At 31.7% G+C, this 21632-nt stretch carries 22 protein-coding genes and 4 pseudogenes; 20 read left to right on the forward strand and 6 right to left on the reverse strand.

Annotation, left to right across the window (positions count from 1 at the left end):
- The 6 genes and pseudogenes from COL05_RS27940 to COL05_RS27965 all read left to right on the forward strand — a co-directional run.
- Nucleotides 1-459 (forward strand): SGNH/GDSL hydrolase family protein (locus tag COL05_RS27940; RefSeq protein WP_483861172.1); only part of this gene is annotated, 459 nt, incomplete at its 5' end.
- Nucleotides 460-935: 476 nt separating this feature from the next.
- Nucleotides 936-1281: pseudogene (locus COL05_RS27945) on the forward strand (YxeA family protein).
- 485 nt (nt 1282-1766) lie between these two features.
- Complete coding sequence (locus tag COL05_RS27950) at nt 1767-2387, forward strand: DsbA family protein (protein ID WP_098670952.1); 621 nt, start codon at nt 1767-1769, stop codon at nt 2385-2387.
- Between the two features lie 172 nt (nt 2388-2559).
- A complete protein-coding gene (locus COL05_RS27955; RefSeq protein ID WP_098670953.1) occupies nt 2560-3381 on the forward strand; it encodes an MBL fold metallo-hydrolase in 822 nt (273 codons plus the stop codon).
- Between the two features lie 4 nt (nt 3382-3385).
- The gene (locus tag COL05_RS27960) at nt 3386-3778 is read left to right on the forward strand and encodes a nuclear transport factor 2 family protein (RefSeq protein ID WP_098670954.1); all 393 of its coding nucleotides are present in this window, start codon (nt 3386-3388) and stop codon (nt 3776-3778) included.
- 154 nt (nt 3779-3932) lie between these two features.
- Complete coding sequence (locus tag COL05_RS27965; RefSeq protein ID WP_098670955.1) at nt 3933-4460, forward strand: nuclear transport factor 2 family protein; 528 nt, start codon at nt 3933-3935, stop codon at nt 4458-4460.
- Nucleotides 4461-4695: 235 nt separating this feature from the next.
- On the opposite strand, the gene COL05_RS27970 is transcribed toward COL05_RS27965, so the two are convergent.
- The 3 genes from COL05_RS27970 to COL05_RS27980 form a co-directional block, all read right to left on the reverse strand.
- On the reverse strand, nt 4696-5055 hold the full coding sequence (locus COL05_RS27970; RefSeq protein WP_029438384.1) for an FtsB family cell division protein: 360 nt from the start codon (nt 5053-5055) through the stop codon (nt 4696-4698).
- Nucleotides 5056-5287: 232 nt separating this feature from the next.
- Nucleotides 5288-5896, reverse strand: a complete 609-nt coding sequence (locus COL05_RS27975; RefSeq protein ID WP_098670956.1) for a DUF998 domain-containing protein — start codon at nt 5894-5896, stop codon at nt 5288-5290.
- Nucleotides 5897-6183: 287 nt separating this feature from the next.
- Nucleotides 6184-6390, reverse strand: a complete 207-nt coding sequence (locus tag COL05_RS27980) for a hypothetical protein (RefSeq protein WP_098670957.1) — start codon at nt 6388-6390, stop codon at nt 6184-6186.
- A gap of 733 nt (nt 6391-7123) precedes the next feature.
- Between COL05_RS27980 and COL05_RS27985 the strand changes: the two genes are divergently transcribed.
- Entirely contained in the window at nt 7124-7720 is a 597-nt protein-coding gene (locus tag COL05_RS27985; RefSeq protein WP_098670958.1) for an ABC transporter permease, read from the forward strand.
- A 474-nt stretch (nt 7721-8194) separates the two neighbouring features.
- Here COL05_RS27985 and COL05_RS27990 read toward each other — a convergent pair whose 3' ends face one another.
- The gene (locus tag COL05_RS27990; RefSeq protein ID WP_071716451.1) at nt 8195-8410 is read right to left on the reverse strand and encodes a hypothetical protein; all 216 of its coding nucleotides are present in this window, start codon (nt 8408-8410) and stop codon (nt 8195-8197) included.
- 18 nt (nt 8411-8428) lie between these two features.
- On the reverse strand, nt 8429-8626 hold the full coding sequence (locus tag COL05_RS32070) for a hypothetical protein (RefSeq protein ID WP_098670959.1): 198 nt from the start codon (nt 8624-8626) through the stop codon (nt 8429-8431).
- A 440-nt stretch (nt 8627-9066) separates the two neighbouring features.
- On the opposite strand from COL05_RS32070, the gene COL05_RS28000 reads away from it, so the two are divergent.
- The 12 genes and pseudogenes from COL05_RS28000 (at nt 9067) to COL05_RS28060 (ending at nt 19944) form a co-directional block, all read left to right on the forward strand.
- Nucleotides 9067-9384 (forward strand): hypothetical protein, encoded by a 318-nt coding sequence (locus tag COL05_RS28000; protein WP_098670960.1) that lies wholly within the window; start codon nt 9067-9069, stop codon nt 9382-9384.
- A 239-nt stretch (nt 9385-9623) separates the two neighbouring features.
- On the forward strand, nt 9624-9836 hold the full coding sequence (locus COL05_RS28005) for a hypothetical protein (RefSeq protein WP_098670961.1): 213 nt from the start codon (nt 9624-9626) through the stop codon (nt 9834-9836).
- A 466-nt stretch (nt 9837-10302) separates the two neighbouring features.
- Nucleotides 10303-10809, forward strand: coding sequence for a GNAT family N-acetyltransferase (locus COL05_RS28010; protein WP_060630906.1), 507 nt, complete (start codon nt 10303-10305; stop codon nt 10807-10809).
- 141 nt (nt 10810-10950) lie between these two features.
- Nucleotides 10951-11115: pseudogene (locus tag COL05_RS28015) on the forward strand (glycerophosphodiester phosphodiesterase family protein); the annotation flags it as partial.
- A gap of 453 nt (nt 11116-11568) precedes the next feature.
- Nucleotides 11569-13218 (forward strand): annotated as a pseudogene (locus tag COL05_RS28020) (M4 family metallopeptidase).
- Nucleotides 13219-13801: 583 nt separating this feature from the next.
- Entirely contained in the window at nt 13802-15001 is a 1200-nt protein-coding gene (locus COL05_RS28030) for an FAD/NAD(P)-binding oxidoreductase (RefSeq protein ID WP_098670962.1), read from the forward strand.
- Nucleotides 15002-15073: 72 nt separating this feature from the next.
- On the forward strand, nt 15074-16510 hold the full coding sequence (locus tag COL05_RS28035; protein WP_098670963.1) for an MBL fold metallo-hydrolase: 1437 nt from the start codon (nt 15074-15076) through the stop codon (nt 16508-16510).
- A 102-nt stretch (nt 16511-16612) separates the two neighbouring features.
- Nucleotides 16613-16875, forward strand: a pseudogene (locus COL05_RS32075) (metallophosphoesterase); the annotation flags it as partial.
- A 212-nt stretch (nt 16876-17087) separates the two neighbouring features.
- Entirely contained in the window at nt 17088-17339 is a 252-nt protein-coding gene (locus COL05_RS28045) for a hypothetical protein (protein ID WP_000548621.1), read from the forward strand.
- 185 nt (nt 17340-17524) lie between these two features.
- The gene (locus tag COL05_RS28050; protein ID WP_142337696.1) at nt 17525-18250 is read left to right on the forward strand and encodes an ABC transporter ATP-binding protein; all 726 of its coding nucleotides are present in this window, start codon (nt 17525-17527) and stop codon (nt 18248-18250) included.
- Nucleotides 18247-19266, forward strand: a complete 1020-nt coding sequence (locus tag COL05_RS28055; RefSeq protein ID WP_098670964.1) for an ABC transporter permease — start codon at nt 18247-18249, stop codon at nt 19264-19266. The genes COL05_RS28050 and COL05_RS28055 overlap by 4 nt, the downstream gene beginning before the upstream one ends.
- Nucleotides 19267-19290: 24 nt before the next feature.
- Nucleotides 19291-19944, forward strand: a complete 654-nt coding sequence (locus COL05_RS28060) for a TetR/AcrR family transcriptional regulator (protein WP_098670965.1) — start codon at nt 19291-19293, stop codon at nt 19942-19944.
- Between the two features lie 120 nt (nt 19945-20064).
- On the opposite strand, the gene COL05_RS28070 is transcribed toward COL05_RS28060, so the two are convergent.
- Nucleotides 20065-20364, reverse strand: a complete 300-nt coding sequence (locus COL05_RS28070) for a WGxxGxxG family protein (RefSeq protein ID WP_000728148.1) — start codon at nt 20362-20364, stop codon at nt 20065-20067.
- Between the two features lie 231 nt (nt 20365-20595).
- Here COL05_RS28070 and COL05_RS28075 point away from each other — a divergent pair, with 231 nt between their 5' ends.
- Complete coding sequence (locus COL05_RS28075; protein WP_098670966.1) at nt 20596-21564, forward strand: YbgA family protein; 969 nt, start codon at nt 20596-20598, stop codon at nt 21562-21564.
- The last annotated feature ends 68 nt before the right edge of the window (nt 21565-21632 follow it).

Here is a 21632-nt window from a genome sequence, read left to right on the forward strand (position 1 = left end):
ACAGTTACTGCGATAGGCGATTCCGTTATGATTGATATTACTCCATATTTAAAAAATACTTTTCCTGATATTAGGATTGATGCGCAAATTGGCCGTCAGCTATCAAAAGCGATTCCAGTAGTTGAACAGTTAAAAAATGAAGGGAATTTAGGAAACTATGTCATTATCGGATTAGGTACAAATGGAGCCTTTACTACTGAGCAACTTGTTTCATTAATAAAATTAATTGGAAACGAACGTAAAATAATATTTATTAATACGAGAGTGCCACGTCCGTGGGAATCAATTGTGAACGAGAGACTGAAAGTAACAGTAACTAAATATCCTAATGTAACTCTAGTTGATTGGTATGCAGCAAGTGCTGGAAAGAAAGACTACTTTGCACCTGATGGTGTGCATTTAACCAATGTAGGTGCAGAAGCATACGCAGTCCTTGTGGCTAAAGCGGTTAATCAATAATTAATTATATTTGATCAAATTCTTTTGCACAGTTAGCTGAAATAAAAAAGATCTATGTTTGAAGAAATAAACTTTTGGCATTTAGCAATAATTCCTGTAATTCATAATACAATGACAAGCGAAGTTTGGTTGAAGACTTCGCTTTTTTGTACGGGACATGATATACATACGGCATAACAAAAATGTTGAATTCCTGTGTTTTTAATAAAATGGTTGTCACTTTATATGTTAATAATCCTGTTCTGTAGGGTTCTTTAACGGGCTACTTATATTTTTCTTACAAGATAATATATTAGTTCAGTTAGTAATCTTTTAAATGATTTTCTATGATTAAGTAAATATTTCATTTGTTAATATTGATGTATGTAATTTTATTATCTTTCGAAAATGTAATGTTGAAGTCATGTTTTTGAATTTTTCTTCAAACGAAAACAGATTAAGATTACAGTATTATAAAAATCAATGAGGTGAACAATATGAAAAAATATATGTCACTTTTTAGTCTATTAGTTGTATTTGCAAGTCTATTAGTTGGGTGTGATATTAATCGTATCGTTAAAAGTGAATATTACGTTCAAATTACAATGGATTGAAAAGAGGGAGTTTCAAAATCTATGAATGGTAAAGGGGTATGAATATGCATTATCGGGTTTTGATAAGGAAGGTAAGGAAAATGAGTTAGAATTTATTGTACAAAAGAATCTTCGTAAAGAAGCATTCCTACGTGTATATCATTCAGAGAAAAAAGGTGTAACGGCTTGGAAGGAAGTGCAGGAAGACGAGCTTCCTAAGAAAGCAAAAGAAAAACTAGGTGTGAAATAATCATTTATTTGTGATGGTGGATTCTCCTACGTGGAGGGTTCACCGTTTTTTATTATATGTTATGTTGTAGTTTTTTATATAAAGCATATTAAAAAGTGAGCGTTTCTTTCTGAGAAGTTTTGGGATTAATTTACTAAGGACTATGACAAATTTATGAACAAGAAGAAAAGTATTTGATACTAGAATTCTGGAAGCGCTAGGATAGAAATTAAATGTTTTTGTAAAAAAAGAATTGACTTCTATACTAGTTGTAACTAAAATGGTTACATAAAATTGTAATCATATCAGTTACAACTGATATCTATTTTTAGGAAAAATGTGCTCAGTTATCTTTTGTTAAAAATCATAGTTAATCTTTTTTGAAAGGGTTAGTTTTGAAAAATATATTAAGGTAACTCAAAAAAGAACAAGATATAAAAAGATGTACTTATATAAAACAGAAATTTAGCTGAGCTGGATAATAAAAATAAAGGTAGGAGATTTAAATGGAGACGAAACAAGATAACCTTATTTATGTATGGGACGCTTATTGTGGATGGTGCTATGGATTTTCAGAAAGTATTAAAGGTTTTTACAAAAACCATACTGAAATACCGTTAACAGTTTTATGTGGAGGTTTATTTTTAGATAATTTACCAATGAAAAATTTCTCATATATAGAAGAGGGAAATAAAAGAATTAATCAACTCACAGGTGCAGAATTTGGTCCTTCATATCAAAAATTGGTGGATGAAGGGACTTTTAAAATGAATTCGAAAGATGCTGCAATTGGTTTTTCGGCATTACGCTCATTCGCTCCAGACCGTTTGTTAGAATTCACTTCGGCTATGCAAAAAGCGTTTTATTATGAGGGACAAAGTCTAAGTGATCCTGAGACATATCGTAAGATTGCAATCGAGCATGGTTTGGACCCTGAACAAGTATTAGAACGCTTAAACGCTCAGGAAACAGTAATAGATGTCCAAAATGATTTCAATAAAGTTCGACAGCTTGGTGTTAATAGTTATCCTTCATTACTTTTACAAAAGGATAATCAAATTATCCCTATTGGTGGTGGGGTAATGACGCCAGATAAAATTGAAGCACGTTTTAAAAATTTATATTAAGAAAACTTAGGCTATAGTAGCAAATATGCTAGCTTACGCCATCCGACATACATCTTCCATCTATTTGCTGGTGCGATGAACCTTTTAAGAGAATTGAAGAGGAGTCTTCTGTCGGAACAAAATAAAAGTGTGTTATCTATTCAATAAGTATAACAAAAGGAGAATAATATCTATGTTTAAAACAATCGATACAAATCAAAAAGATGTGAAATTAACGGTTTTTAGCTCGGATGAAAAAAGTTTTATGGTCACTGCAACCTTAGTTGAGAAAGCAGGACATGCATTTTTAATAAACACAAAATTTACTCAATCTGATTCGAAAGAAATTGTGGATTATTTGAAAAACAATAACTTATCTCTAGATAAAATCTTTATTATCCATGGGGATCCGGATTACTATTTCGGGTTAGAAAGTATTAAAGCTGCATACCCAGAAGCTATAGCGTATGCCACAGAGTCTACTGTTGAACATATTGTTCATTCTGTCTTAGGAAAATTAAAAGTTTGGAAAGATGCACTTGGAGAAAATGCACCAAGTAATGTGGTATTACCTCAAGTGTTTAAGGAAAAATCTATTGATTTTCAAGGACTAACATTTGAACTAGTAGGCTTAGACGATTACAGAACTAGCTTATTTAACAGAGAACTGAAATTATTAATTGGGGGAATAGATGTATTTAACGAAATTCATCTATTCTTAGCAGATACTAGCTCAAAATCAGCAATGGAGGCATGGATTGAGAACTTGAAAGTGTTACAGGCGTTAAATGTTGACGTAATTATACCGAGCCATGGATCAATTGAAAAATCATTAGATAGTCAAGCGATTACTGCAACTATGGATTATTTAAGAACTGCAATTCAAGCTTCTGAGGAAAGTAAGAATTCAAAAGATTTTGTAGCAAAACTTGATGCAGCATATCCAGGCTATGCAAATAAAGGTGTATTAGAATTAAGTGCAAAAGTTGTAACAAAAGAAATGCCTTGGGGTTAATGCTATGAATGAATATCAAAAACTATTACATGAAACGTATGTGTTAACTGGCGAAGGAAAATTAGATGCTTTTAAAACGTATTTAAGTGAAAATGTATCTTGGACAGAAGCTGCTGGGTTTCCATATACGGGCACTTATGTAGGTCCTGATGAAGTAGTGAAAAATGTACATGAACGTCTTGGAACTGAATGGGATAACTATAGCGCTAAAGATGAAATTTATGCTTTTAATAACAATACTGTTATCGTGTATGGAAAATATAGTGGAACGTATAAAGTAACAGGGAAATTATTTGTAGCAGATTTTTGTCATCTTTATGAGTTTGATGAGAACGATAAGGTTAAGAAGTTTATTCAAATTGTGGACAGTGCAACTGTTAATGAGGTATTAAGTTAGGATTACTAGTTTCTAACATGCCTCGTATAAGGAGTATTGTTAGGATAAATGTGTTTTCCTAACAATATCTCTGACATCACATTATGGGAAAGATTTTTCCTGTATCAAGGGTGTTAACGAAGATGAATTATAAAATTAGAAGAGGTAGGTATATATGAAAGTAGAGAAAAATTTAATAGTAATAATTATTTCTGTGTTTATTTTAGGAATTGTGTCGACTTTGATATTTCAAGCTTCAACTGGTAATACCAAAGGCCATTCAATAAAGGGTGAGAATGCTGCATCGGTATCGAGAGATAATGTGACAGAAAAAGAAAAGAATAAAAAGATGGTAGTTGATTTCTATAATGAAGTTTTTAACAAACATAATATCGATATTATCCCTAAATATGTAAGTGAAGATTATAAGCAACATAATCCTTTTGTTGCTGATGGCCGAAAAGTCTTCATGGATTTCTTTAAGGAGGATTTTGTAAAAAATCCAAATGCCTCTGCAGTGATTAAACGTGTAGTAGCTGAAGGAGATACAGTTGCCCTCCATGTACATTCTCGTACTAATTCTCAAGATAAGGGAGTTGCTATAGTGGATATTTTCCGTATAAAGGATGGAAAGATTGTCGAACACTGGGATGTAATTCAAGAAATTCCAAATGAGGCAGCTAATAATAATACGATGTTTTAGGTAGAAGATATCTCTAATAATTGTTTAATTGTTAGAGATATATAGAATCTTGAAATTTAGACAAGTTATGTTTTAAGATGAGTAAAAATAAAGGGATGTCCTAGATATGTTACTAGGGCATCTCTTTTTGTTTTAATAAGATTTAATCTAATATGATGTATAGGGTACTTATTGTATGTATTTTTTATCATTAAATCACTTCATGATTAATGACAATCGCTTATGTCTTGAAAAACTATTCATTTATTTGAAATATAGTTTCATCAGGTCTAGAGAATCCATACAATTTCCTTGCGAACTTTAAAATACCTTCTTCACTCTCTGTTAAAGTTTTAATATCGTTTTCATAATAACGTCCTATGATTTCTAATTCAGACAATCTTTTCTTTTCTTTATTTAGTGTAATTTGTTTTTCTTGAATCATTTGTTCTTGCTTATAAATGCAGATTTGAATGGAAATAACCATAGGTAGCATAAAAGCAAGTGCTAATAAAAGACGACGTCTTAGCTTTTTGTTCGTTTGTGGATTCTTGTTAGGATTAATTTGTATTTTTGAGATTGATTGTTGTGGTAGTGAATTTGGGATACTCCCCATTTTAATGCCTCCATTACCTATGTATAGAATTTAAACTGCTTAAAAGTATTATATATGCTAAATAGATAATTTTGAACTTATTTGTGTAAAGAGAAGTTTTATGAAATTTAAATAAAATCCCTATTTAGTCGCAAATAAAAAGCACCATAAAAGGTGCTCAATAACTACCACTGAGTTGATCATGATTATTTTACGTATGTTCCTGATAAATGTGCACTTTTGTATAAAAACTTTATTTTATCAATTTGTAGGTTGATACAGTTCCCCAAACGAAAAGAACCAAGTAAAAAAGTCTTTGTAGTAGGCCTGCAGGTAAGGGGAAAAGAAAAACAAGTGAGATAAGGATTGTTATTACTATTAAGCTTAGTAAACAGAAATATGTCCATTTTCCAGCTTTTTTAAGATTCTTAGCAAAAATAAATAATCCTGGAAATACAGTAAGCATACCTATCCAAACTAGAATAGAATGTCCAATTAGGTTTATATCTGCAGGAATTAATCCTGAAACTATAGTAGAGACTCCTATTATAAGTATAAAAAATGTTGCTATTTTATTAATTTTTGTTTTTTCTAGATGTTGTGAAATATATAGTACTCCAATACAAAATGTTATTCCATTAAGAATAAAGAGTAAATTCATCCAAAAGTGATTAGGGGAGCATATTTCATAAGGCGCTATTTCGTAGGTGAATACTCCGCAGGTTGTTACACCTAGATCACTCATTGCATGATGCAAATAGTTATAAGGTGCTGTAGAAGTGAAAATGAAGAAAGGTTCAATTAAAAAGTATAGGCAAGTTGCAATCCAGCTATATAAGCCAATCCTATTTGATATATACATTAGATTCCTCCTTAGAAAAAAGTATATTTCCATTATAGGTGGTTGCTTCATCAAAATTAAAAAATTGCAATTTGAGAATCGATAATCCTGTTCAATAATATAGGATTTTCTGGACAAATATGTTTAGCAGAAAGACGTATAAAAAATGGATGTAGCAAAACTTAAAAAAATAGTTATTTGAAAATAAATAACCGTAAAAGCGTCAGGAAACGAATTAAGTTGCCTGACGTTTTTGCATGGTAAAGGATAGATTTCTCTACAAAAGAGAGAAATAAAGAAAAATGTTTTTAAATGAAATTCATAAAAGATTGATAGGCAATACCGAGGGAAAATACCGTAGCTACCGCATGGGCAGTCCATTTAGGCATATTTAATTTTAATAAGTTGTTGTATAAGATTCCATATACGATACAAATGATTGATACAAATGCAATTAATTGAAGTACTAACAAAAATAGTGGTGGTTCTAAAGCACTAAAGTCAAGTTGTTCCATTAATTTATCACACACTTTATTTAATATATTAATATAACTAAATTGGAAGTGAAGGTTTTTTCTATAAAGTTTGAAATCTGTAGATATTTTATGGGCGGTAAGTGTATGTTAACTAAAACGCTATTTTATAAAAAAAGAGAAGCGCTTAATCAGGACGCTCCTCTTAATGCCAATATGCAATAACTATTTCATTATAATGTATAAGCGTAAAATATTTAACAATTAGCTATGTGGTAAAAATTTCATTTTTTATTAGTTTAAAAACAAAAAAGAGCACTTAATAAAGTGCTCTCGTGACGAGATTCATTTTGTAAAGACTATTTTATAAAGAAAGGAACACTGAATATTATATGTGCTTGCAGTTAATTGTGTTCGTTTTTTACAAAAAAAGAGCAGTTAGTAAAAGCTAACTGCTCCAATAATGGAATATGGTTCGAAATGGGTTGTCTATATTGTCGGCAGAATATTGAGTTTTATTCAGGAGTACCTAAAGGTTTTCTGTTTAACTTAATCGATATCCTACAAACAAAATAATGGCTAAAAATACAGATAATGAAAATGGCAGAAAGACTGTTATTATGCTTCTAGGCATCGCTTTCCAGTTGTTTACTTTCTTTGTACTTTGCCATTATGATGAGATTTTTAATTTTATTAAAAATAGTAACAGCTCGTCCAAACTTATCTAATCTATCTTACATAGTATGTGTTAATAAATTTAAAGGAGGAATCTAGTATGTCTTATTACTACGATGATTATTGTAGGGATTCCAAAAAGAAATATCATGATTGTCATAAAAGCAGTAAGAGTTATGACAAATGTGATAAAAAACATGAGGAAAAGCCTTGGTTTAATGTAAAAGTGAATTGTTGTTCTGATGATAACGGATACAATCTTGTAAGAGCATCTGCTTTTAGAGCTGTGAGTACAGTTAATCAGAATTTGCCAGCAAATACATTTGTTAAAGTTTTATTCCAAAATGAACAATTTGATTTAGCAAATGAATATAACCCTGCAACATCCATTTTTATACCAAAGACAAGAGGTGTTTACTCTGTTATTGGAACAATTGCGTTCATTCCCAATAATCTAAACGTAAACTATAGAGCGCGGGTAGAAATTCGAGTTAATGGGAATCCGGCAATTGCAATAGATAATGATTTTTTTGGCCCAATAAACTTTGCTAATGTTGTAGCTGTTTCATCGATAATTCAATTGAATGCAGGGGATATAGTTGAGGTTTTTGCACAAAGTAGTGTAGCTGGAGTTATTTCAAATGTAGAAAATGGTACGCATTTTGAAGCTGCAAGATTCCCGTCTCCACAAGTATAAGTAGTATGAAATCTCGTCAGTAATTTTATCTAAGTAAAGTCCCTAATTTATATTTGACCTGCATAAATGTAGGTCTTTTTTTCAATAGAAAAGGGGATGAAAAAAGGAAAGTTTCCAGGGATTTCTCAAAACAGAATCGATATTATACTCTGTCTATACAGTTCTTTGAAAGAAAAGTAGTGTGGGGATAATGTATCAATGCATTGATAAACAGTAAACATAGACCCTTTTATTAAAACGTTACCGGAGAACGGGCATGGACGGTAAGAATCCGCAAAAAGGACGAAAAGGCTAATTACATTTATATATTTAGCCATGGTGCGTGAGTGTCGTGGCTTTTGTGTTATTTGTTGAGATCGCCAATATTGCTGGGTTGATTGGTCACATGAAATTATCATATCATTATTTATAACGAGGAAATATGGAGGGCGTTCTCATTTTGAACAGAAAAAAAGAACCTGTAGTGGCTCCTTTTCACATTGCTATCTTATACTTATTGATTTTTCGCTTAACATCCATAAAAGCTAGTAATGCAGCAATTGCACAAAGGCCTTTAAACCAAAGAAACTCGGAAGAAAATAGTCCGCCAAAGAAAGCGACCGAGTGTACAAAACAAGTAATACCAAATAACCAAAGCATGAACTTTAATTCTTTTGAGGAATATTTATAGTTTTTAAATCTTTCCCACATATGTATCAACTCCTATTGTTATGAGGTTCTGTAGTTTTTCTTTTTAAAATCGCGCATGTTGAGGATAAAGAATAAAAGGAAGATAACAGCTGCGATGCCATTAATCCAGTAGTATGTACGTCCTGTTGTCAATCCGTGATAGAAGGAATTGAAATTCCAAATTATAAGAAGTATTGAACAGATAGTAGAGATTATTAATGAGTTAAAACTTCTCATGATTTTCACCTCGATTCAAAATATTAGAGCTCATTTATAATTTTACATTTAAATAAATAGATTTACAATAAGAGGAATGAAAAAGAACCCGATGGAGTTCGGGTCCTTTCAGAAGTGATGATGTATTCTCGGCTTGGGAACTGAGAAAATACAAAAATATAATACATCAGGATTTAGAGAATTTCAATATTAAATTAGGGATTACCGCGAGGTGGTGAATATGGCTAGGCAAAGAAGCCTAAATTGTGAAGTGAATAATTTGTTAATGTATTTTATTTTTTACAAAAAATAAACATTTTTTCATATTTAAAGAAGTTTTTACAAAAAAATACATATAAGTATAAATATATGGTAATGAAATGAGTCGAATTTTCATCATGACTGATATCCATAATATGTTCATTTCAATTAACATGAAATACACATAGAGGAGAGAGATTATGAAAAGGAGAATTGGTACAGCAGTCGTAGGTTTATCTTTTTTAGGATTTGGAATTTTTGGTTTTACTCATGGAAATGGTGGAGGGGTTGTTCAAGCGGCTTCAGTAGGTGATGGAGGAGGAGCGCCTGCATATGCACATGGAAATCATGGGGGAGCACCAACTTATACTCATGGACATTTCCCTGCACCGAAGTTAGAATCGGAAGGGAATACAGGAGGGGCGCCTTCTTACAATAAGGGAGATACATGGTCTCCGAGTTATGCACATGGAAATACAGGAGCACCAGCTAATACAGAGCCTGGTGGGGGGATTTAACTAATACTAAAATGAAAGTTGTAAATTTATATATAAGAAAAAAGGCTTTGTAATTTACAAGGTCTTTTTTCTTTGTAAAAAAGTTATTCAAAGGGGAAAATAAATGAATTTCTTCGTATTTTATTATTAACAAAATACGGGTTTTGTATGGAATTTCCTGCAAAGAATTCACGATGAATAAGGTTGTCTCATATCATATAAAGATTGCTTTATCAAGATTATAAAATGATGTGAACGTATTGGAAGATGTTTCTGGAAAAATTGACAGTTTAAAAGCAGAACAAAAAGAAATTATGCGAGATATTCGTAATTTAGAAACTCGCAAAACAATTAATGAGAAAGACATCGCTACATTTAATAAGCAATTAGAAAAGATTAGCATGAATACAACTTGGATTCTACGAATTATTATTAGCGCAATCACTATGAAGATGAATTTATTAATTTTTTAAATACGACACAAAATAAATAAGTCCCCAAAAATATATGAATTAAAGTGAGAAGACGTTCTACTCATATGAAGTAGAACGTCTTTCTTATGTTTACTTTCAGAAGGTATGCAGTTAAGTGTTTCTGTTTTTGAGAGTAAATTTAGTATCCATATTCTCATTATTAGATTTGTTTTGAACTACACGCTTATTTAAGTGAATAAAAGTTAGAATAGTTAAGGAAAAGGATAATTTTGTTCTTAATTAACATAATTTTCAAAAATAAAATCTGCAGATGTTAAGATTTGTTATATAATATAGTTGTCAAAGTACTACCCCTGTAGTTTCTATGATGAATCGGTAAGATAGTTTGTTTGTCCCATATATTCACGTGATATAAAAAAACTTGTAGAGATTCCTGCAAGTTCTTTTTTAAGGATTAAATGTGAATCTGAAATAAAGTAACGAGTTTTTGAGGGGAGAAAAGTAAATGTTTATAAAAGCAGAAAGATTACTAATACGAAAATTTGAATTCAAGGATTGGGAAGCTGTTCATGAGTATACATCAGATAGCGATGTTATGAAATACATACCTGAAGGGGTTTTTACTGAAGAAGATACAAGAAACTTTGTAAATAAAAATATGGGTGAAAATGCTAAGAACTTTCCTGTGATACTAATAGGTGAAAATATCCTGATTGGTCATATTGTTTTTCATAAATATTTTGGTGAACATACTTATGAGATTGGGTGGGTATTCAATCCTAAATATTTCAATAAAGGATATGCTTCTGAAGCAGCACAAGCTACATTGAAATATGGGTTTAAGGAAATGAAATTACATAGAATTATAGCTACATGTCAGCCAGAAAATACCCCATCATATCGAGTGATGGAGAAAATTGGAATGAGGAGAGAAGGCTATTTCAAGAAGTGTATACCCCATGGAAATGAATGGTGGGATGAATATTATTACGCTATTTTAGAAGAAGAGTAGTGTCTCAGAACGTATTATTAAAATCAAAATCATAATTAAAATTGTGCTATCATTTTTTGAGAATTGCTTGGTCTATAAAATAATTAAAATGTGGGTGGTGCTCTATGCCTATCAAGCTAACATTATACAAGTTTAATTTATCGAATGGATAAAGCAGATACTCGAGTTATCATTGTAGGAGGAAATGAGTTTGGGTTTTCAAGTGGGTTTGACTCCTCTGAAGATATAAAACGCCTTCCTAACGATTATACAGGTGGAATTTGGACAAATCGCATTGATAAAATAGCACCTGTATTTAAGAAATAAGGGATAATATAACAGTGGAAGTTTTTTTATCTGTTTAACCGTTTATCTATTTAAAAGAAGACTCATTAATAATTTTAAAGGTTTATATACCGATAAACACCCCTGATTTCCATTATTCATAGGAAATCAGGGGTGTTTTTTGGATGAATGGAACTTATTTTACTTATATTCAAACAGAAGTACAACAGCGATTAAATAATTACTCGCAAGATGTAAAAAATGGCTTAATCCTCATAAATAACTGTAGAAAAGTAAATTTTTCATTTGGGGGTACTTTCAAAATTTTAGGTTGATGGGCATGTGAAGGCACCTCTAGAAAGAATTTATATCTTAATAATTTTACAAACGAATAATATGAAATTATTCATATTTATACAAAAAATCCGAAAATAATTGTATATTAAATTTTGTAATTATATCTCTTATATTACTCATATTGAAGGGGGAAAACGAATAAAAAAAACGGCTATTACATTGCTTGCTGCAGGAACAATGTTAGGTGCACCATTTTCAACTGCGTTTGCAGAAGAGCAAGTTTCTCAACAAGAAGCGATGGATAAAATGGAGTTACTACAAAAAAATTGGAATGAGGAACAGGGAAGCCCATCATTTCTTTCAGGTGACTTATCTGATAAAAAGGTAGAGACTCAAAAAGCGGTAAAAGAGTTTCTTGAAGAAAATAAAGAATTATTTAAAATAAATCCACAAAAAGATTTAACACTTAAAGAAGTGAAATTAGATGATTTAAGTATGAAACATTATGTTTATACACGATCTATAAATAAAATACCCGTTTATGGTGCACAATTTATTGTACATACAGATAAAGAGGGTAGAGTAACAACGGTCAATGGAGATGTCCATCCAGCTGCAGAGGAAAGTTTAAAGGGTAATACAAAAGCAAAGATTACAAAGGAAACAGCACTTTCAAATACTTGGAAACATATTAAACTTACAAAAAATGATACGCTAGTAAAAATGGATGGGAATGCATTAGATCAGATAAAAGAAAAATGAGAGTCTACTAATGAAAAAGCAGATTTAGTTGTATATGAAAAAGATGGAACTTACCATTTAACATTTAAAGTGAAACTACAATTTATTAAACCTTATGGTGCTAATTGGCACATCTATGTTAATGCGGAAGATGGGACAATTGTAGATTCATATAATGCAGTTACAGATGCAGATAGTGCTCATAAAGGTGATGGATATGGGGTACTAGGTGATAACAAAGAATTAAATACAACTTTTAGTAGTGTAAAGGGAAAATACTACTTAAAAGACACAACAAAGCCTATGAATGGTGGCTATATTGAAACATTTACAGTAAATCATAGCGATGAAGATTATCCAATAAATTATCGTCTATCTTGGACAAATAAAGATCAAGGGCCAGCAGTTGATGCCCATTATCATGCAGGGAAAGTCTATGATTATTATAAAAATGTCCATAATCGTAATAGTATTGATGGGAAAGGTAAAACGATTCGCTCCGCTGTGAATTATGGAGTTAACGTAAATAATGCATTTTGGAATGGCCAGCAAATGATATATGGAGATGGTCGCAGGTTTATTCCACTTTCTGGTTCTCTTGATGTTGTGGCACATGAATTAACTCATGCTGTTACAGAGTATTCTGCTGATCTTCGTTACGTAAATCAATCAGGTGCATTAAATGAATCTTTCTCTGATGTCCTTGGCTATTTTGTTGATCCTACCAATTGGTATGTAGGAGATGCTGTATTTACACCTGGTGTTTCTGGGGACGCACTACGAAGCTTATCAAATCCTGAGAAATATGGACAACCTGCTCATATGAGAAACTACCAATATCTTCCAGAAACTGAAGAGGGAGATAATGGTGGAGTGCATATAAATAGTGGTATTCCGAATAAGGCTGCATATTTGACAATTAATTCTATTGGTAAAGAAAAGGCAGAAAAAATCTATTATCGTGCGTTAACAACATATTTGACTCCAACTAGCGACTTTAAACAAGCTCGTACTGCTTTATTACAATCTGCGGCTGATTATGATGGTTATGATAGTGTAACGTATAAAGCTATAGAAAATGCTTGGAATCAGGTCGGTGTAAAATAATTTAATTTGGCTACTATAGGCTAAGAATTTTAGTTATTAAAACTGAAAAAAGAAAAGAACACACTTGTATAATGATATCCTCCCCGTTAGGTAGATAGATAAAAAGGAAAAATCTATCTACCTAATGGGGAGGATTTTTTATGGATAGAATGAAATATTCTAAAGCTGAAAAATTGGCGATTTTAGCTCTTTATAAAGATGATTGTCATTCAATAGCTGACATTACGTAAAAGTTTTCTGTTAATTCTGGAACGATTAGAGCTTGGAAAATAAGCTATGAAGTGAATGGTGAAGAAGGCCTAGAAGAAGCGCTTTCTTGGAAAAAAGAGATAAAGATAGATTTGAGCGTAGAGAGAAATTGTAATTAAAGTAAGATAGGAAAAAGACTAGCATTGAGAAATATATAAAGAGGGAAGTAACATAGGGGATTTACGCATAAAGTAATATTGAAGATTAAATTAACAAAATTTTCATTTTACTCAAATAAATACATGGTGTTTTTAAATTATAATAATGTTATTACGATGAAAATAAGGCTACTAAATAGTTATTTTAAAAATCAATTTTAGATAGGAAGAGGATAATGAAGACCAGAGATAGTTATAAAATTATTGTAATTGGTGCTGGGACTGCTGGAATATCTTCTACTGCACATTTGTTACGAAATGTACCCCTATTGAAAGAAAGTATTGCAATTATTGATCCGTCAAAAAAACATTACTTTCAACCACTATGGAGTTTAGTGGGGGGAGGAATTATTTCAAAGGAAATTACGATGCGTGATCAAGAATTGCTTATTCCAAAAGGGGCAACATGGATCCCTAAAAGTGTTATTAAGTTGTTTCCGGATGAAAATAAGCTACTTTTAGATGATGGACTGCTGCTTGAGTATGAAATTCTTATTGTAGCAGCCGGTATACAAATAAATTGGGACGGTATTAAAGGTTTAAAAGAGTCTATTGGGACTAATGGGGTTTGTAGCAATTACTCTTATAAATATGTTGATTCTACCTGGAAAGAAATTAAAAAATTTAAAGGAGGAAATGCGGTTTTTACCCACCCCAATACTCCTATTAAATGCGGTGGTGCCCCACAAAAGATTATGTATTTAGCAGAAGAGTATTTTTCTAATAACGGTGTAAGAAACAAAAGTGAAGTAATGTTTTATACCGCGAACGCTAACATATTTCAGGTTCCACGATATGCTAATACATTAGAACAAGTACTAGAAAGAAAGCAAATTATAACAAATTATAATAAAAACTTAGTAGAAATTATTGCCGAAAAGAGAGAAGCAATTTTTGAAGATACACAAACACTGAAAAGAGAAACTGTACCATACAGTATGATCCATGTTGTTCCACCAATGGGGCCACCTAATTTTATTAAAGAGAGTGAAATAAGTGATTCTCAGGGGTGGGTAGATATAAACCCTTATACTTTACAACATGTGCAGTATAAGAATATTTTCGGACTTGGAGATTGTACCAACTTACCCACCTCTAAAACTGGAGCGGCAATTCGAAAACAAATACCTATCTTAAAACAAAATATTATGGACGTACTTAACGGAAGAGACTTGCAGGCTAAATATGATGGGTATACATCTTGTCCGATTATTACTGGTTATAAAAGTCTGATACTCGCTGAATTTAACTATAAACATGAGCCTCAAGAAACGTTTCCATTTAATCAAGCGAAAGAACGGTATAGTATGTTTTTACTTAAAAGATATATGTTGCCCTATATGTATTGGAATTTTATGTTGAAAGGGATTCTATAAGAGAAAAGAGAAAGTGGTTATAAAAATTAAAATTGAAAAGCAATTTGAAATAACTAATTGGAGGGAATAGCTATGCTTTTAAAATATTTTTATGATGAAAAATTAGCACATGCTTCCTATTTAGTCGGTTGTCAGAAGGAAGGTGTAGCAATTGTAATTGATCCAGGTCGCTATATAGAACAATATATAGAATTTGCTAAGAAAGAGGGGATGGAAGTAATAGCTGCGGCTGAAACTCACATTCATGCAGATTTTCTTTCTGGGTCTAGAGAACTTTCTACTCTTTATCATGCCAATTTATATGTATCTGATGAAGGTGATTGTGATTGGAAATATCAATATCTTAACGAAGGTCGATATAATTTGGTTAGAGAGGGCTCAGAGTTTAAAGTAGGTCATATAAAATTTAATGTAATGCACACACCAGGGCATACGCCTGAAAGTATTTCTTTTTTAGTAACTGATACAAGTCAAAATAACTATACGAATGATAAGCCAATAGGAATATTCACAGGTGATTTTATATTTGTAGGAGATATAGGAAGACCGGATTTATTAGAAACTGCTGTAGGTATGAAAGATACTGCAAAAATTGGAGCGAAACAATTATTTGATTCTATACAAAAAATAAAAATACTCCCTGATTATTTGCAAATATGGCCATCACATGGTGCAGGAAGTGCATGTGGAAAAGCATTAGGAGCAATTCCAACTTCTACATTAGGTTATGAAAAGATGTTCAATTGGGCATTTCAGTGTAATGAACAAGGTGATTTTGTATCGACTTTATTGACGGGACAGCCAGAGCCTCCAAAATATTTTTCATTAATGAAGGATTTAAATAAGTACGGTCCACCAATTCGTAAGAAGAGAGAAGTTTTTGCTATTAAAACAGTAAAAGAACTTCAAGAAGTTATGAGGAGTGTTCAGCAAATAGTTGATATAAGGGATGTAGAGAGTTTTGCTTCTGGTCACATCGAGAAATCAATTAACATACCGTATAACAATTCCTTTACAACCTGGTGTGGATGGTTACTAGATTATAAAACAGAAACTATAATCATTCTAGATGAGGAAAAAGTTAGAGTTGAGGAGGTTATTAGAGACTTTGAATCTATTGGGCTAGATAATATTATTGCTTTTGCACCCTTACAAGTTATACAAAGACTTGATAGGTTTGAAAGTTACAAAGAAAAAACATCAATTGAATTATATCCGCATATAAAAGATGGAAGCGTTAAGGTAATCGACGTGCGTAGTAAAAAAGAGTGGGAGGAAGGACATCTTTATGATGCAATACATATCCCTTTAGGAAATCTATTTAAGCAACTAGATTGTATACCAAAGGATTGCTCAATCGTTTTACAATGTCGAACCGGATTGCGTTCCGCTATAGCAGCTAGTATTTTACAAAGAGCTGGTATAAAGGAAGTGGTTAATCTAAAGGGAGGATTTCTTGCATGGAAAAAAGAAGAGCTTCCTTATACAACTTGTAATCTCAATGTGTAGGGAAATAATTTTTATTAATTTATCCGATAAGGAAAATTACGGATTACATAGGAGTATATCTATATATAGGAGCACCACATTAAAATAGGAGAAATAGATAATTTATTCTATAGACCTAAATTTATTCAGAATTATGCTGATGAGCAAATAGATATTGTTTTATCAGGACACGCTCAGGGTGGACAATTTAGTTACTATTTATCAGCAAATTAGTGGCTCCAAATTAAGGTGTTTTACCTAAATATACAGCCGGTTTATATAAAAAACAAAATACGTCTATGGTAGTGAGTAGAGGATTAGGTAATAGTATCATTCCGCAAAGAATTTTTAATAGGCCAGAACTTGTAGTCGTACAGTTAAATTGAACTGTACGACTTTTCTATACAGAAAAAAATAGGACATATGCATTTTATACAAGTTAACATTACAATTTTGTTAAAAATTTTCTACGTTACATAAAGTAACAAAATTTGACCCGAAGAGTTTGTTATAGTGTAAATAATCAAAAAACTTAAAAATTAGTCGAGTGAAAAATGTGATAAGTAACTCATGTGAAAAAACTTAAAGGGGTGTACACATGCATAAAGAATATGAAATTGAAGAATATACGGCGATTGAGGAACAAATACATTATTATTGTAAATGTTTATTAGTAAGTCATCCTGATCAAATAATTAAGTATTTAGAAAAAAGGTTAGAAAAATACGCAGAAACATTACAATATGCCCATTTATATCCTGATACAGTTATATTACCGTTACAGCAGTTAGTTATCGAATATTCTTTAGATGTTGCTAGAATTAGAAAATATATGAATTTAAAAACATAAAATAAAATATATAATTTAAATGAAACAGAGTCGACTTTAGGAAATGAAATTCTAATGTCGACTCTGTTTCATTGTTTCATATTGTTGATTGAAAATATATACTAATCAATGAAGTTTGACATATAATTACGCAAGAGTAAAATAAAAGTGAGTACTCACTCATTTTTGAAAAGGGGGAAGAAAACGTGCAGCAACCTGCAATTATTTTACGAACCGTGTCAAAAAGTTTTGGAAAAAAAGAAGTGTTACACAATCTTTCATTGCAAGTTGAAAAAGCTGAGATATTTGGTTTAGTTGGGCCTTCTGGTTCAGGGAAAACGACACTTATTAAATTGATTGCTGGTATTAATGAGCCGACTAAAGGTGAAGTGTTTGTTTACAACACGAACATGCCTAATTTAAATGAAATGAAAAGAATTGGTTATATGGCTCAGGTGGATGCATTATACGAAGAATTATCAGCATTTGAAAATGCAGATTTTATGGCAACAATGTATGGATTAAAAGGAAAGCGTAAAAAAGAAAGAATTGAAGAGGTTTTTGATCTTGTTCAATTATCACAACATATGAAAAAGCAAGTACAGCATTTTTCAGGCGGGATGAAGAAGCGTTTATCATTAGCAATAGCCCTTCTTCATGAACCTGAAATATTAATTTTAGATGAGCCAACAGTGGGGATAGATCCGCTTCTTAGAAAAACGATTTGGGAAAAATTTTATGATTTGAAAAAGGAAGGCACTACTATTATTGTAACAACGCACATTATGGACGAAGCTGAATATTGTGAACGCCTAGGGTTAATTAGAGAAGGAAAGCTAGTAGCGACTGGAACACCTGAAGAACTGAAAAAGCGAGTATCTTCAGGACGGATTGAAGATGTCTTTTTGTTGGAAGAGGTGGCCCTATTATGAGAGTTACTGGTGTAATCATTCGTATTATTCGCCAATTTTTTCGGGATAAGCGTTCGTTAGCAATGATGTTTGGAGCACCTATGTTATTACTTTGGTTATTATCGCTAGTGTTTACACAAAAAGACTATGTACCGCATATCGCTGTTGTCGATATGCCCGCTCAGGTAGTAAAAATGATGAAAAATCAGGAAGCGTCAATTTATGAATATAGTAAAGAAAAGGCAATGTCTGAGCTGGAAAATCAAAAGGTAGATGCAGTAATTCGATTAGAAAATGGAAAAATGAATATTGTATTAGAAGGTAGTGATTCGTCAAAAAATCGTGCTGTGCTCCAAATATTACAAAAGAGTACAGAGAAAAACGATGTATCAATTATGAAAACTGAAGTGAATTATTTACATGGCTCTAAAGACTTTACAATGTTTGATGGGCTTGGTCCTGTATTAATCGGTTTCTTTACATTTTTCTTTGTATTTATTTTATCAGGGGTGTCTTTCGTAAGAGAACGTTTAAGTGGTACTTTAGAAAGGTTATTATCGACTCCAATTAAAAGATGGGAAATAGTTGTAGGATATATTATTGGTTTTGGGATCTTTGCATTTATACAATCCATTATAATCGTAAGTTTTTCAGTTTATATTTTAGACTTGTATGTAGCTGGATCCATATGGCTAACCCTACTTATTACATGTATGCTTTCTTTAACGGCATTAACTTTAGGGACATTTTTATCAGCATACGCAAATAATGAATTTCAAATGATCCAGTTTATACCGCTTGTCATTGTGCCACAAATATTCTTTTCTGGTTTGTTTCCAATTGAATCGATGAATAAGTGGCTCCAAATGTTAGGGAAATTATTTCCGCTCACATACGGCGCTGACGCAATGAGACAAGTGATGATTCGAAATCAAGGATTTATAGAGATTGCATTAGATTTAACTGTTTTACTATTTTTCTCAGTATTATTTGCAATAGGAAATGTATTTGCATTAAAGAAACATCGAAAAATATAATGATGATACAAAGGGGCATTATAGATGAAGAAGGATTGGCTAGAAGAATTAATTGCTGCAACAAATACGGATAAACGAAATGAACGTCAAATGCGTATACTAGAGGCAGCTGTTGATATGTTTGGAGAAAAAGGATATGCATCAACTTCAACAAATGAAATTGCAAAGCGTGCTGGTGTAGCGGAAGGAACAATCTTCCGCTACTATAAAACGAAAAAAGATTTATTGTTAGCAGTCGTCATGCCAACATTAACAAAGTTTGCTGCACCATTTTTCGTACAAGCCTTCGCAAAGGAAATATTTAAATCGGAGTATGAATCATACGAAGGGCTTCTAAGAGTTGTGATTCATAATAGATTTGAATTTGCAAAAAAGCATTTTCCCATGATAAAAATATTAATTCAAGAAGTGCCATTTCAGCCAGAATTAAAAAATGAAATACAACATTTAGTAGAAACAGAGTTATTTTCACATTTTAAAAAGTTGATTGTAAAGTTTCAAGAAGACGGGGAAATTATTGAAATGCCGCCATCTTCAGTATTAAGACTTACTTTATCAGCTGTATTAGGTTTATTATTAACAAGATTTTTATTATTGCCAGAAGAAAAATGGAATGATGAAGTGGAAATTGAAAATACGATTCAATTTATATTGTATGGATTAACGCCACGAAATTAATCGTTGAAGTATGAATTACATATGTTACATTTAAGCAAAATATAAATCGCCTTTAAAAAGGCGATTTATATTTGTTATATTTTTGATAAATAAGTACTTGTTTACGAAAAACAGTCTAGATTAACGTACTTCTTTGTCTCTTCTTCTAAGACCTAATAATCCTGCTAGTCCTAATAAACCGAGCCAAGCCCAATTATTATTTCTATCACGATTATCATTTAAATCATTTGTCGTATTTACATTTCGAGTTCTCACATCATTATTAACTCTGTCTAAGTTATTGTCATTAACTCGAGTTGAAATATCAGTGTTATTAACTCTATTCATATGATTTCCATCGTATTCAGCTTGGGCAGATGTACCTAAAAACATAATAGATAGTGCTAAAACACTTAAAATAGATGATAATTTTTTTTTCATAAATTTCCCCTCCTTTCTTACGTATTACATTCTCCAACTCTTTTGTGCATTATTCATTTGTGATAGTATCAAAGCATGATTTTAAAGCGAACATCTTTACGTCGTAGAGCTAAATAACTGTTAAAATGGCATTGGATATGTGCATTAAAATATAAATAAAACAAACTTTGATTACGATACTAAACTTAGTACAATTTATATAGTACGGACTAGTACAAAGGAGGTAATGAAATGCGACAATTTGCAAAACCAACAATTGTTGTAAGTAAATGTTTAGAATTTGATGCTTGTCGTTATAATGGAGAGATGATTCCAGATGTAACAATACGAAATTTGCAGCCATTTGTTACATTTATACCTGTTTGTCCAGAAGTCGAGATCGGATTGGGCACTCCTCGTGAAACGATACGAATTGTAGAAGAAAATGGTGTGAATAAGCTTGTGCAGCCGTCGACGCGGGAAGATGTAACTAAAAAAATGGAGCAATTTTCAAATGACTTTTTACAAACGATACCTGATGTGGATGGTTTTATTTTAAAGAATCGTTCGCCAAGTTGTGGTACCCGTGATGTGAAAATTTATTCTGGTTTTGAAAAAGCGCCAGCAAAAGGAAAGGGATCAGGCTTATTTGGCGGAGCAGTAATAAAAAAATTTTCACATCTTCCAATTGAAGAAGAAGGTAGATTGTCGAATTTTATTATTAGAGAACATTTCTTTACAAGGTTATTTACAATCGCATATTACAAAATGATCAAACATAATAAAAATATGAAAGATCTTGTATCGTTTCAGTCTGATAATAAATATTTATTTATGGCATATAATCAGGTAAAACAAAAGGAATTGGGACGAATAATTGCAAATCACAAAAATGAAAAGATTGAAGTGGTATTTGAAAACTATGAGAAAACTTTATATGAATTATTTATGCGCACACCCCGCTATACATCGAATGTAAATGTATGTGAGCATATTTTTGGATATTTTAAAACAAAATTGAAAAAACAAGAAAAAGATCATTTTTTAGATCTGATACAAAAATATAAAGAAAAGAAAAGCCCGCTTAGTAGTATACTTGCAATTTTAAAATCATGGGCGCTTCGATTTGATGAAAAGTATTTATTACGACAAACATATTTCGAACCATACCCTGAAGCTTTAGTAGAGATTTCAGATTCGGGTAAAGGTAGAGATTATTAAACAACAAATTACATATTTCGACAAGAAAACTCCTATGTTGTTGTAGAACAATGTAGGAATTTTTTTGT

It is taken from the genome of Bacillus sp. AFS059628 (genome assembly GCF_002571225.1).
Taxonomy (GTDB): domain Bacteria; phylum Bacillota; class Bacilli; order Bacillales; family Bacillaceae_G; genus Bacillus_A.

Coding starts and splice junctions, on each gene's coding strand:
- COL05_RS28010 (WP_060630906.1), top strand. CDS start 10,303: ATGTTTATAAAAGCAGAAAGATTACTAATACGAAAATTTGAATTCAAG.
- COL05_RS27965 (WP_098670955.1), top strand. CDS start 3,933: ATGAAAGTAGAGAAAAATTTAATAGTAATAATTATTTCTGTGTTTATT.
- COL05_RS27950 (WP_098670952.1), top strand. CDS start 1,767: ATGGAGACGAAACAAGATAACCTTATTTATGTATGGGACGCTTATTGT.
- COL05_RS28045 (WP_000548621.1), top strand. CDS start 17,088: ATGCATAAAGAATATGAAATTGAAGAATATACGGCGATTGAGGAACAA.
- COL05_RS28000 (WP_098670960.1), top strand. CDS start 9,067: ATGAAAAGGAGAATTGGTACAGCAGTCGTAGGTTTATCTTTTTTAGGA.
- COL05_RS32070 (WP_098670959.1), bottom strand. CDS start 8,626: ATGAGAAGTTTTAACTCATTAATAATCTCTACTATCTGTTCAATACTT.
- COL05_RS28060 (WP_098670965.1), top strand. CDS start 19,291: ATGAAGAAGGATTGGCTAGAAGAATTAATTGCTGCAACAAATACGGAT.
- COL05_RS28030 (WP_098670962.1), top strand. CDS start 13,802: ATGAAGACCAGAGATAGTTATAAAATTATTGTAATTGGTGCTGGGACT.
- COL05_RS28035 (WP_098670963.1), top strand. CDS start 15,074: ATGCTTTTAAAATATTTTTATGATGAAAAATTAGCACATGCTTCCTAT.
- COL05_RS27975 (WP_098670956.1), bottom strand. CDS start 5,896: ATGTATATATCAAATAGGATTGGCTTATATAGCTGGATTGCAACTTGC.
- COL05_RS28075 (WP_098670966.1), top strand. CDS start 20,596: ATGCGACAATTTGCAAAACCAACAATTGTTGTAAGTAAATGTTTAGAA.
- COL05_RS27970 (WP_029438384.1), bottom strand. CDS start 5,055: ATGGGGAGTATCCCAAATTCACTACCACAACAATCAATCTCAAAAATA.
- COL05_RS27985 (WP_098670958.1), top strand. CDS start 7,124: ATGTCTTATTACTACGATGATTATTGTAGGGATTCCAAAAAGAAATAT.
- COL05_RS28070 (WP_000728148.1), bottom strand. CDS start 20,364: ATGAAAAAAAAATTATCATCTATTTTAAGTGTTTTAGCACTATCTATT.
- COL05_RS27980 (WP_098670957.1), bottom strand. CDS start 6,390: ATGGAACAACTTGACTTTAGTGCTTTAGAACCACCACTATTTTTGTTA.
- COL05_RS28055 (WP_098670964.1), top strand. CDS start 18,247: ATGAGAGTTACTGGTGTAATCATTCGTATTATTCGCCAATTTTTTCGG.
- COL05_RS27990 (WP_071716451.1), bottom strand. CDS start 8,410: ATGTGGGAAAGATTTAAAAACTATAAATATTCCTCAAAAGAATTAAAG.
- COL05_RS27960 (WP_098670954.1), top strand. CDS start 3,386: ATGAATGAATATCAAAAACTATTACATGAAACGTATGTGTTAACTGGC.
- COL05_RS27955 (WP_098670953.1), top strand. CDS start 2,560: ATGTTTAAAACAATCGATACAAATCAAAAAGATGTGAAATTAACGGTT.